General features: G+C 51.9%; 10 protein-coding genes. 8 read left to right on the top strand and 2 right to left on the bottom strand.

Translation table 11 applies throughout. The features are described from left to right. Together DFR47_RS18875 and DFR47_RS18870 are read right to left on the bottom strand one after the other, a co-directional pair. On the bottom strand, nucleotides 1-2183 hold a 2183-nt coding region (locus tag DFR47_RS18875), incomplete at its 3' end, for an autotransporter family protein (protein ID WP_113946063.1). A gap of 300 nt (nucleotides 2184-2483) precedes the next feature. Continuing rightward, nucleotides 2484-3347, bottom strand: coding sequence for a MurR/RpiR family transcriptional regulator (locus tag DFR47_RS18870; protein WP_113946062.1), 864 nt, complete (start codon nucleotides 3345-3347; stop codon nucleotides 2484-2486). Nucleotides 3348-3461: 114 nt separating this feature from the next. Here DFR47_RS18870 and DFR47_RS18865 point away from each other — a divergent pair, with 114 nt between their 5' ends. From DFR47_RS18865 to DFR47_RS18835, 8 genes are read left to right on the top strand one after another with little or no spacing between them, the layout of a single operon-like run. Next, nucleotides 3462-5087 (top strand): ABC transporter substrate-binding protein, encoded by a 1626-nt coding sequence (locus DFR47_RS18865; RefSeq protein ID WP_113946061.1) that lies wholly within the window; start codon nucleotides 3462-3464, stop codon nucleotides 5085-5087. 43 nt (nucleotides 5088-5130) lie between these two features. Further along, the gene (locus DFR47_RS22245) at nucleotides 5131-5262 is read left to right on the top strand and encodes a hypothetical protein (protein WP_281011669.1); all 132 of its coding nucleotides are present in this window, start codon (nucleotides 5131-5133) and stop codon (nucleotides 5260-5262) included. Nucleotides 5263-5284: 22 nt separating this feature from the next. Further along, on the top strand, nucleotides 5285-6262 hold the full coding sequence (locus DFR47_RS18860) for an ABC transporter permease (protein WP_113946060.1): 978 nt from the start codon (nucleotides 5285-5287) through the stop codon (nucleotides 6260-6262). Further along, entirely contained in the window at nucleotides 6259-7158 is a 900-nt protein-coding gene (locus DFR47_RS18855; RefSeq protein ID WP_113946059.1) for an ABC transporter permease, read from the top strand. The genes DFR47_RS18860 and DFR47_RS18855 overlap by 4 nt, the downstream gene beginning before the upstream one ends. Further along, on the top strand, nucleotides 7158-8159 hold the full coding sequence (locus DFR47_RS18850; protein WP_113946058.1) for an ABC transporter ATP-binding protein: 1002 nt from the start codon (nucleotides 7158-7160) through the stop codon (nucleotides 8157-8159). The genes DFR47_RS18855 and DFR47_RS18850 overlap by 1 nt, the downstream gene beginning before the upstream one ends. Further along, nucleotides 8156-9157 carry an ABC transporter ATP-binding protein gene (locus tag DFR47_RS18845; RefSeq protein ID WP_113946057.1) on the top strand — a complete coding sequence of 334 codons (1002 nt, stop codon included), beginning with the start codon at nucleotides 8156-8158 and terminating at the stop codon, nucleotides 9155-9157. The genes DFR47_RS18850 and DFR47_RS18845 overlap by 4 nt, the downstream gene beginning before the upstream one ends. Beyond that, nucleotides 9157-10032: an alpha/beta hydrolase family protein gene (locus DFR47_RS18840; protein ID WP_113946056.1), complete on the top strand. Its 876-nt coding sequence runs from the start codon at nucleotides 9157-9159 to the stop codon at nucleotides 10030-10032. The genes DFR47_RS18845 and DFR47_RS18840 overlap by 1 nt, the downstream gene beginning before the upstream one ends. A gap of 27 nt (nucleotides 10033-10059) precedes the next feature. After that, nucleotides 10060-11478, top strand: a complete 1419-nt coding sequence (locus tag DFR47_RS18835) for a M20 family metallopeptidase (protein ID WP_113946069.1) — start codon at nucleotides 10060-10062, stop codon at nucleotides 11476-11478. Nucleotides 11479-11520 lie beyond the last annotated feature (42 nt).

Here is an 11520-nt window from a genome sequence, read left to right as displayed (position 1 = left end):
TTGTCCAGATACAGACCGTCATCGCCATACCACGTCAGCGTACCGCCAAAACCGTAGCCGTCTGAGCTGATGCGTCCGCGACCAAGATCGGAATCATAAGGCGACCAGACGCTGGCAACGCCGTGGGTGTAATGCACGGTAATGCCGCCGATCAGCTTGCCTGTTTCACCTTCATGCAACATGCCGTCAATGCCTGCCTGCATTTTATAGGCGCTGTAGTCATAGGTGGCATCGGACGTCGATGTGCGCGGCTGCATTTTGGTGTAGGAGCCTTCAACCCGCCCCCAAATGCCAGAAGTTTCAATATAACTGCCAGCCTCGCTGTTTGGAGCATAAGGCTCGATTGCATCTGCGCCTTGCGAGAGCATAAGATTACCGGCATGGCTCCAATAGCGATTGCCTACGCGCTGTTGAAGCGTTGGCAAAGTGTTCAGCCCCAGCAGGAATTGCGGATAGATTTCATAGACCGGTGCGCCCGGCTGATAATGCGGTTTCTTTTCTTTCAGTTCAGAGCGCAGATACCAGTTACCGTCGGCGCTATCATCTCCTAAACCATTGTGAAATAGCCGGTACGCATAGGCACCGCCGACAACAGCCTGATCGCCTTTGTGAATATAGTCGCCCTTCAGCTTGAAAGCGCCATCAGACGCGCCTGTGACTTCAATAATTTGAATACCGTTGACCGTCTGGGCACCAGTGCCGCCGATATTTTTTACTCGCACAAAGGTGTTTCCGGTCGTATCACCGTCGATGATCAGCTTGTCTGTTGCTGAACTGTCATCGTTCAGAGTGGTATTCAGGATCAGAAAGCCATCTGCACCGGTATATTTGCCTTTAATGGTCAGAACATCGCCAACCAAATCTGCTGCACCTGCAAGGTCAATATTGCCGCCCTTGTTCAGCAATTCTCCGGTTAGTACACGGTTGGTCAGATTGACGCTGCTGTCATAAGGGGTAAGGGTAGCGCCACCGGATAATGTGAGACGGGTGAGGTTGGAGTCCGCATCCATTTTCCACTGGCTACCTGCACCGTCAATATTCAGAAAAATATTGGAAGTCTGTGCTTTTTCCGGATGGGCATTGGTTGAGCCAAAAAATTGGCTGCCTGCAGACATGTTCAGTGCAATTGTGCCGCCATCAATTGCGTCCATGATGCCGATAACGTCAAAGATACCGAATGTGTCGCGGGTTGCGGTTTTATCCAGCCCCTGAACACGATCATTACCGTCGTGAGTATCCGCGATAACTGGTGTTTCAATCACCTTATTGGCAATGATTGAGCCTTCACCGCTTGCACGTATAACAATCGGGCTGTTTTCGGCGCGCAATGTAGCGCCGCCGCCCAGATAAATATAACCTTGCCGTACATTGTCTTTATAATTGCCTTGCTGTTCGCGCGATGCGTACAAGGCATAGGCATTGTTGCCGGTCGTGCTGACTTTTGCGCCGTCGCCGAGTTGAACAAGGCCGCCTTTATTGGCGTAAACAGCGTGTCCGTTGGTCATTGAGCTGGCAATGACAGCATTCGCACCAATAAAAACATAGGCATTGCCGAGTGTATTATTGTTTTTGCCAGCAATGATATCCCGAAGGCCAAGGCCGTTTGTGTCCCAGTCACGGTTGCCGGCATAAACAGCATAACCGTTTCCTTCGGCTGCATTGGTTGCTGTGCCAGTACCGGTTTGCCGGACACGTGTACCGTCAGGTAAAATTATCACGGTATTGGCATTCGCATTCTGAAAATTATTCGCACGTACGCCGATGCCACTGTTGACCTCGATATCAGCAAAATCTTTCACATAGGCGAGGTTGTCACCGTCAATATTACCATTTGACGAGAGGTTAATGCCATCGGCGGTCTTACCTGTGGTTTTGATTGTCAGGCGGTTGGCCCGAAACATGCTGTTTTCGGAGTTGGTGCGGATAGCATCCGATGTGTTGCCGGAAGTGATAATGGTAATATCATTTAATTTGGCAGTTGAACCATTTAAATAAACACCAAACCCTTGCAGCGGAGCATAGTCTGCAGTTTCTGTGGTGGTGACGGTAACGACATCATCAGGGCCGTAACTGCAAAAATACAGTGTTGTTGTGCATGTAACGTCTGCTGCGGAAGCATTTTCAGAAGTCACCAAAAGACTGGCAGCTGCGATTATACCATTTACAAAAATAAACCGGATCATGCGATGTCCAATGCCAAATAAACAATAAATATCATTGATGATAATATTTTTTATATATGGTTAATTTATTGTCAAATAAATTAATAATTGGCACTTATGCTAAAATATGACCTTATATAATATTTTTTATTACTTTGGAATGTGGGGCTTATAGAAAATGTTTGAAGATGTTTTTATTTAAAAAAGATATTGTCTATATATCAAACAATTGCGCCTGTTTATGTGAATGATCACCAGCATTTTCTTAAGATTATAAGATGAACCAATTCTTGTATAATCGGTCAACCGCGCGTTTTTTCTCTATAAAAATAAATCATCAGGTGCTGTGCCAATTGTGGAAGTCACGATGTCAGGGCGGCGTTCAGCCACTGCTGTGACGATGGCATCGGCCAGTGCAAAGATTGCGGCCGGAGAATTTGGCAGCAAACGATTACGTGCCGGTGCGAAGAAAATGACATCTGCAACAGGAACAAGCGGGGATGTCGGGCTGTCAGTAATGGCCAGAATCACAGCGCCTTTTTGCTTGGCCGCTTTAGAGAGTTGTACGGTGTTATTGGAGTAGCGCGGCATGGAAATGGCGATCACGACATCGCCTTCATCGACAGAGCGCACGAAATTATTGGCATATTGAGATGCGCCTCTGGAGAGGACATTCGTGACATTTTTCTCAGTATAGAGTGCCAGCCCTTCTTCCAGCAGGGTTGCTGCATAATGGCTCGCGCCGGTACCCAGAATGATGATGCGGCGGGCACTGATCAGCGCTTCAATAAAGGCTTCCGATGAGGCCGTATCAATATTGCTAATTGTGTCTTTGATATTGTCAGAACTGTCTGACAAGGCTGTATGTAAAAACGATTTTTTCAGCCCGTTATCACAATTTTCGTCACTGTTTTGATCGTTTTCCGGTGTTTCGAATTGAAAATCCGAGACGATTTTTTCACGAAATTCCCCGTAGCCGCTATAGCCGGCAGCGCGCACAAAACGAGTGATTGTGGCGGTGGAGCTGCCGCTGCATTGTGCCAATCCTTCAATAGACATTGCAACAACATCAAGCGGTCTTGCCAGCACGAAATCGGCAATACGGCGGTAGGATTTACTGAAGGACGGATATGCCGCTGACATACGGTTGGCAAAATCGGACTTGGGATTCAAAGTTTGAGACATTTGTGTTTCCGGTGTTGACGGCATAAAATTTTCATATACGTTATTTATGAAAATAACTATGTCAAATTAAACAAGCATAACAAATACGACATTCGTTGGGGAACGGAGACTTTAATGTATAAGAAAATGCTCGTGGCGGGTCTGCTTGGGACAACTCTGCTGAGTTCTGCTCTGTTGAGCAGTGCCGCATCCGCAGAAACACTGCGTATTGCGCTGGGCTCGGAGCCGACTGCAATTGATCCGCATTATCATGATCTTACGCCGAATAATGCTTTGACAAAGCACATATTTGACGGCCTCACCAATCAGGATGAAAAGCAGAATGTGCATCCTGCTCTGGCCACCTCATGGGAGAATGACGGCGCCAATACCTGGACATTTAAACTGCGCGAAGGTGTAACTTTCTCCGACGGTTCACCGTTTACTGCGGATGACGTGGTTTTCACCTTCTGCCGCACACTGAAAAACGAAACCGCGATTGCCGGTTCATTCGCGGATATTACTGCGAATTTTGAATCTGTTGAAGCGCCGGATGCACAGACACTGGTTATCAAAACCAAAGCGCCTGAGCCGTTGCTTCCGACCTTTATCGGCACCGTGGGTATTCTGAGTTCTTCTATTGTCAAACATGACAAGATTAGTTTTGCACCGGAACAGAATTGCGGCGTAACCGGCGCATGGCCTGTCGTTGGTGACTTTAATGATGGTAAACTCGCAATCGGTACCGGCCCTTACAAGCTGAAAAGCTATGTGCGCGGTTCGGCGATTGATCTTGAGCGCAATGATAAATATTGGGGCGATGCCGAGCCTTGGGAAAGCGTACGCTTCCTGCCGGTTCCGAATGCGGGCCCGCGTCTGGCCGGTCTTCTTGCCGGTGACTATGATATTATCGAAAATCCGGCTGCGCGCGATCTGTCCCGCATCAAGGATGACAAGCGTTTCGGCTACACCGTGACACCTTCAACACGCGTCATCTACTATCAGCTTGATGTTGCCCGTGATGAAAGCCCTTATGTCAAAGCTACTGACGGCAAGAACCCGCTGAAAGATGTGCGTGTTCGTGAAGCCATGTCGCTGGCGATTGACCGTAATGCGATTGTTTCCCGCCTGATGGACGGCGCTGCGGAACCAGCCTATCAGTTCCTGCCTACGGGCATGTTCGGTACGCTGCCTAATCCGCAGGAACTGCGTTACGACCCTGCCGCAGCCAAGAAACTTCTGGCCGAGGCCGGTTATCCGGACGGTTTCCAGCTCACACTTTCCACAACCAATGACCGCTATATCAATGACAGTCAGATTACACAGGCTGTGGCGCAATATCTGACACAGATCGGTATCAAGTCTGATGTGGATGCGATGACACGCGCGATCTATTTCCCGCGCCGTTCCAAAAAAGAACTGAGCGTTGCGATTGGCGGCTGGGGTTCAACCAGCGGCGAAGCTTCATCCTTCCTGCGCCAGTGGCCTGCAAAGCCGAATGAAGAAGGCACTTTGGGTGGTTCCAATTACGGCGGCTATTCCAACCCTGCTTTTGATAAGCTGATCTATGAAGCTGTAGCAACAATGGACGATAATAAGCGTTCAGAACTGTTGCAGCAGGCACAGACTGAAGTCATGAAAGACTATGCTTTCATCCCGCTGCATTTTGAAGCCGGCATCTGGGCACATAAGGCAAATGTGGCTTACACAGGTCGCTCCGATCAGTTTACGCTGGCTATGTCTGCGAAACCAGCGAAGTAAAACGGTCAGGACGCATCCCGAAAAGTGTGCAACGGTTTTTGGGATGCGCGTAATTGCAAATAGCCAGAGCGGTTATATCCGGTCAGATGACCACACCGCTCCGGCTCCGTTCTTTGCAGCATTGTCCAACCATTTTGATGAATGGTTGAGCGACACAATGTTTCAGCCTTCCTGACAGATAGCCTGAGAAAAATGTCATGACAGCTTATATTCTACAGCGACTTATTCAGAGCGCATTGGTTTTGCTTGCCGTGTCGGTCGCTGTTTTCTTTGCCGTATATGGCATTGGTGATCCGATTGAACTTCTTGTCCCACCACAGGTCAGTGCCGCCGAACGATTGGCGCTGATCAAACGGCTGGGGCTCGATCTGCCGGTATGGCAGCAATATTTCACGTTTCTTGGCAATGCGCTGAAAGGCGATCTCGGCACATCTTTCGTGCATGGGGTGCCGGTGGTTTCACTCATTCTTGCCCGTCTGCCTGCCACATTTGAGCTGGTACTGTTGTCGATGACCGTTGCGGCCGTTGTCGGTATTCCGCTTGGTCTGCTCGCGGGTCTTAATCCGGATAGCCGTCCGTCGCGCTTCATTATGGCCGGTACAGTGATCGGCTTTTCACTGCCAAGTTTCTGGAAAGGTATGATGCTGGTTTTGCTGTTCAGCGTGCTGCTCGGTTGGTTGCCAACTGCAGGGCGGGGCGAAACCGTTTCTGTGCTGGGCATCCAGACCAGCCTGTTTACAGCCAATGGTCTGCGCCATCTGATCCTGCCTGCGCTTAATCTTGCTATTCCGAATATGGCGCTGATGATCCGCCTCGTGGCGGCCGGCACTACAGAAGCGATGGCACAGGATTATGTAAAATTCGCCCGTGCCAAAGGTGTTCGCCGTAAGCGCATCGTCAATCGTCATGTGCTGCGCAATATTCTGATACCGGTTGTCACTGTTGTCGGTATTGAATTCGGTAGTCTTGTTGCTTTCTCCACCATTACCGAAACCGTGTTCTCATGGCCCGGCATGGGCAAACTGCTGATCGACAGTATCTACCAGCTCGACCGGCCTGTGGTGGTTGCCTATGTGCTGCTGGCGACACTGCTTTTCGTTGCCGTGAATTTCATGGTGGATGTGCTTTATGCGGTTCTCGACCCGAGGGTCAAACTTTCCGGAGATATGGTATGACTAAGCCGATTATTCCGGACTATGCCAACACGCCGTTACGGCAGAAAATTCTGCGCAGCATCCGTAATAAACCGACAACACGCGGCGCCGGTATCCTGCTCGGGTTGCTGGTTCTGCTGGCAGTGCTGGCACCATTTATCGCCCCGCAAGACCCTTATGATCTTGCCTCTTTGAGCGTGATGGATAACCGGCTTGCACCGGGTTCCGCCAGTATGACCGGTTCTGTCTACTGGCTTGGCACGGATGCGCAAGGCCGCGATATGGTCAGCGCTATTCTTTATGGTTTGCGTACCAGTCTGCTGGTTGGTCTGCTGTCGACGCTCGGCGCTATGGCTATCGGTGTGAGTGCAGGATTGCTGGCCGCACAGCTCGGCGGTATTGCCGATGCGATCATCATGCGGGTGGTGGATTTTATGCTCGGCTTTCCGTCAATGCTGGTGGCACTGGTGCTGCTGGCCTCTGTCGGGCGCGGTGTTGATAAAGTGATCCTCGCGATTATTCTGGTGCAATGGGCGCAATATGCCCGTCTGATGCGTGCTTCTGCTTTGGTTGAACGTCGCAAGGAATATATCGAGGCTGCGGTCAATTTCGGTCTGCCGACCTATTACATCATGCTCCGGCATTTGCTGCCGAATTCTATCGGCTCGGTGCTGGTGATCTCCACCATCAGCATTGCCAGCGCGATTACACTGGAGGCGACATTGTCGTTCCTTGGGGTTGGTGTGCCGGTTACCCAGCCGTCTCTCGGTCTGCTGATTGCCAATGGTTTTGATTATCTGCTGTCGGGTGAATACTGGATTGCAGTCTTTCCGGGTATTGCACTGGTTCTGCTGATTATCTCGCTCAATTTTGTCGGTGATCGTCTGCGTCGCAGCTTTAATGTGAGGAGCGCGTGATGACAGCTTTGCTTGAAGTCAAAGGACTGAGAACGGTTTTTCATCTGCTTGGCGGCGCATGGTCTGCGGTAGACGGAATTGACCTGAGCATTGCGCGCGGCGAAGTGCTGTGCCTTGTCGGAGAGTCCGGTTCCGGTAAATCTGTCACCGGTTTCTCATTGGTGCAATTGATTGATCCGCCGGGGGAAATTGTTGAAGGCGAAATCCTGTTCAATGGTGAAAATCTGCGTGAGGCATCAGACGAACGGCTGCGTCATTTGCGCGGCGACCGCATTGCGATGATTTTTCAGGATCCGCTTTCCACACTCAATCCGGTGCTGACCATTGGTGAGCAAATGTGCGAGGCAATCCTTGAACATCGCGCATGCGGCAAAGCACAAGCGATGAAGGAGGCTGCAAGCGCCTTAGGACGCGTGGGTATTTCCTCGCCGGAAGTGCGGCTGAAGCAATATCCGCATGAATTCTCCGGCGGTATGCGCCAGCGCGTGGCGATTGCCACCGCATTGCTCAACAATCCCGATCTGATTATCGCGGATGAACCGACCACGGCACTTGATGTGACCATTCAAAGTCAGATCCTCTATGAAGTGCAAAAGCTGGTGCGTGATACCGGTACGGCCGTGCTGTGGATTACCCATGATCTTGCCGTTGTGGCCGAACTCGCCGATCGTGTGGCGGTGATGTATGCGGGGCAGATTGTGGAGACCGGCGCAGTAGATGATGTGCTGGACAGACCGCTGCATCCTTATACGCAAGGCCTGCTGAACTCGTCATCAGGCATGGTGAAACCGGGGGAACGCTTGCACCAGATCGACGGCAACGCACCACGTATTGATGACCGGCCAAGTGGTTGCCCGTTCCGCACTCGCTGCGAGCGCGTCAAACCGGTTTGTGCAGAAGTTAATCCCGAGCAACAGGTGATCGACGGGCGCATTTTCCGTTGTCACAATCCGGTATCCTTGCCTGTCCGTGTGGCATTTGCTCAGGAGGCAAGACCATGAGTGATGCATTTTTTGAAATGCGCGGGGTTAAAAAGCATTTCCGTTCAAAATCCACAATTGCTGACCGGATTTTGCGGATGACGGGACAGGCCGCACCGGCGCGTGTTCTGCGGGCAGTTGATGGTGTTGATCTGAGCATCAAACGGGGTGAAGTGCTGGGACTGGTTGGGGAATCCGGCTGCGGAAAATCTACGCTGTCCCGCATGGCAACAGGCATTTATCAGCCAACAGAAGGCAACGTGCTTTATGACGGGCAGGCGGTTGAAAAACTCAAAGGCCGTGAGAAACTCGACTTCTTGTTAAAAGTACAGATGGTTTTTCAGGATCCTTATGCTTCGCTCGATCCGCGCATGAAGGTCAATCAGATTGTCGGTGAGGCTCTGAAAGTGCATCGCCTGATGCCCAGAGCCGAGATTGCTGGTGCGGTGAACAAAGCGCTGGAGGAAGTGGGGCTTGATCTCGCTTATCGTGACCGCTATCCGCATCAGTTTTCCGGCGGTCAGCGTCAGCGTATCGGCATTGCCCGCGCTTTGGCAGTGAAGCCTGATTTTCTGGTATGCGACGAGCCTGTATCGGCGCTTGATGTGTCTATTCAGGCGCAGGTGATCAATCTGTTTATGGATTTGCGTGCCCGTTACGGGCTGACCTATCTGTTTGTCAGCCATGATCTGGGTGTGGTGCAGCATATCAGCGATCGTATCGCCATTATGTATCTCGGCCGCATTGTCGAGATTGGCTCCGCAACAGCGATTTTCAGCAAACCTGCGCATCCCTATAGCGCGGCGCTGATTAATGCCAGTCCGTCGATCAGCCGTCGTAAACGCGACTTCCAGCCGCTGACCGGTGACCTGCCGTCACCGCTTAATCCGCCTTCCGGCTGCCCGTTTCATCCGCGTTGCGCCCATGCCATGCCGGTATGCCGCGAGCGCCGCCCCGAACTAAAAGATGTGACAGCCGACCAGAGCGCTGCTTGTCATTTGCATAATCCGGAGACATAATGACTACCACCATTCTTCGTCCAGAAACCGGACGCAGCACGCTGCCATTTGTTGATCAGTATCATCCGGACAGGCCGCTGGAAGTAAATTTCTATCGCCCTGAAAGCTACCGTCCTGAAGACCCTGTCATCATCGTGCAACATGGTATGTTGCGTAACGGTGATGAATATCGCGATTTCTGGATTCCGGCGGCAGAAAAACACCGCTTGCTGATTGTCGCACCGACATTTCCTGATGTGCAGTTCCCGATGGCGGAAAGCTATAATAACGGGCTGATCCTTGATGAACGTGCAGGGCTGGTGCGTGAAAAGCAGGATTGGCTCTATGGCGTGCCTGCCCGAGTTTTTGCAGCGCTTCAGGCGGCTGGTGTGACGACGCAGAAACAGGCACGTTTATATGGTCATTCGGCTGGCGGACAGTTTTCGCATCGCCTGCTGGCCACGCAGGATCACAGCATTTTTTCGGATGTCGTTGCTGCCAATCCGGGCTGGTACACACTGCCTGATCTGACACGTAAATTTCCGGAAGGTATGGGCGGCATTGGTCTCGATGAGACGCAGCTTGCCCGCTGGTTTGCCTATCCGATGCATATTTTTGCCGGTGATCAGGATATTGATGAGGCCGACCCGAATTTGCCGGATCAGCCGGAGGCATTCGCGCAGGGACCTTCCCGCTATAAACGGGCATATTTCGTTTATGATTTTGCGCAAAAACAGGCGCAAAGCTTAGGGCTGCCGTTCAACTGGAAGCTGATTGATGTAGCCGGTGTCGGTCATGACGGTGCGGCTATGTCGCGTGCCGCTGCGGCCTACTGGTTTGAGGGGCGTATCCCTCCCGCATCCGAGCTGGTTTTTGAAGAAGCAACGAATTTATAAATTTTATGTGGGAATGATCGAATGAGCATGAATGACCGTCAGGACTTGTGGCAGAAGGTTGAGGACGAAAAGCAGCGCCTCATCGAAATGAGCGACCGCGTCTGGGGAATGCCGGAGGTTTGCTATACCGAAGAGCGTTCTATGGCTGAACATAAGGCCGAGCTGCTGCATCATGGGTTCCGCGTGACCGAAGGCATTGCCGGTATTCCGACCTCCGTGATCGGTGAAGCAGGTGAAGGCGGGCCGGTTATCGCATTTATGGGTGAATATGATGCGCTGCCGGGTCTCAGTCAGGAAGCCGGAGCAGCAAAGCATAAGCCGATAGAGGCAGGCGGTCATGGCCATGGCTGCGGCCATAATCTGCTGGGTGCCGGTGCATTGCTGGCTGCAGTGGCGTTGAAGAACTATCTCGCCGAGCATAAAATTCCGGGACGTGTGCGCTATTATGGCTGCCCAGCGGAAGAGGGCGGTGCGGCCAAGGCATTTATGGTGCGTGCCGGCGCCTTTGACGATGCCGATGTTGCAATCTCGTGGCACCCTTATAGCTTCTGGGAAGTGGCTCCGGCTTTGTCACTGGCCAATACCCGTGCGGATTTCATCTTTACCGGTCGCGCTTCTCATGCCGCTGCCGCCCCGCATCTTGGACGCAGTGCACTTGATGCGGTTGAGCTGATGAATGTCGGCGTCAATTATATGCGCGAGCATATGCCGTCAGATGCCCGTATCCATTATGCCTTGCTGGATGCCGGTGGCATTGCACCGAATGTGGTGCAGGCGCATGCACGGGTGCGCTATTCCATTCGTGCGATGGATTTGCAGACTATGCTGTCACTGGTCAACCGCGTGAACAAGATTGCACAGGGCGCGGCGATGATGACTGAAACTCGTATGGAGATGAAGATCGTCAGCGCGGTTTCCAATACGCTGGGCAACAAGCCGCTGGAACAGGCACTGTATCGCACTATGGAGGAGCTTGGCGCACCGGAATTTGATGATCAGGATCGCGACTATGCCCGCAAGATCCGTGCAACATTGTCGCCGGAAGAAATCTCTTCCGTCTATAATGTGATCGGTATGCCAGAGACGGATGCACCACTAGCAGAATTTCTGGTGCCGCTGGATCAGCCGCATAAAACGCAGATCGGCTCGACCGATATTGGCGATGTCAGTTGGGTAGTACCGACAGTGCAGGTGCATGCACCAACAGTTGCAATCGGCACACCTTTCCACACATGGCAGGTGGTGGCGCAGGGCAAATCTCCCGCAGCGCATAAGGCGATGGTGCATGTGGCAAAAGCAATGGCCGCGACAGGTCTTGCTGTGCTGAGTGATCCGGTATTGATGGCTGATGCGAAGGCGGCGCTTGCGGCACAAACTGCGCGTACACCTTATATCAGCCCGTTGAGCGAAGGTGTTGAACCGCCCTTGACCATGTCCAAAGGCTGAGTGCAGCTTTAAACGGTATTTTTAAGAAAAACATCGCGCCTG

The sequence above is a fragment of the Pseudochrobactrum asaccharolyticum genome, from assembly GCF_003314995.1.
In the GTDB taxonomy this organism is placed as follows: Bacteria; Pseudomonadota; Alphaproteobacteria; order Rhizobiales; family Rhizobiaceae; genus Pseudochrobactrum; species Pseudochrobactrum asaccharolyticum.
This window is presented reverse-complemented; position numbering and strand designations above follow the sequence as displayed.

Excerpts from the sequence above, each read along its gene's own strand:
- DFR47_RS18870 (WP_113946062.1), bottom strand. The coding sequence starts at position 3,347 with ATGTCTCAAACTTTGAATCCCAAGTCCGATTTTGCCAACCGTATGTCA.
- DFR47_RS18865 (WP_113946061.1), top strand. The coding sequence starts at position 3,462 with ATGTATAAGAAAATGCTCGTGGCGGGTCTGCTTGGGACAACTCTGCTG.
- DFR47_RS22245 (WP_281011669.1), top strand. The coding sequence starts at position 5,131 with ATGCGCGTAATTGCAAATAGCCAGAGCGGTTATATCCGGTCAGATGAC.
- DFR47_RS18860 (WP_113946060.1), top strand. The coding sequence starts at position 5,285 with ATGACAGCTTATATTCTACAGCGACTTATTCAGAGCGCATTGGTTTTG.
- DFR47_RS18855 (WP_113946059.1), top strand. The coding sequence starts at position 6,259 with ATGACTAAGCCGATTATTCCGGACTATGCCAACACGCCGTTACGGCAG.
- DFR47_RS18850 (WP_113946058.1), top strand. The coding sequence starts at position 7,158 with ATGACAGCTTTGCTTGAAGTCAAAGGACTGAGAACGGTTTTTCATCTG.
- DFR47_RS18845 (WP_113946057.1), top strand. The coding sequence starts at position 8,156 with ATGAGTGATGCATTTTTTGAAATGCGCGGGGTTAAAAAGCATTTCCGT.
- DFR47_RS18840 (WP_113946056.1), top strand. The coding sequence starts at position 9,157 with ATGACTACCACCATTCTTCGTCCAGAAACCGGACGCAGCACGCTGCCA.
- DFR47_RS18835 (WP_113946069.1), top strand. The coding sequence starts at position 10,060 with ATGAATGACCGTCAGGACTTGTGGCAGAAGGTTGAGGACGAAAAGCAG.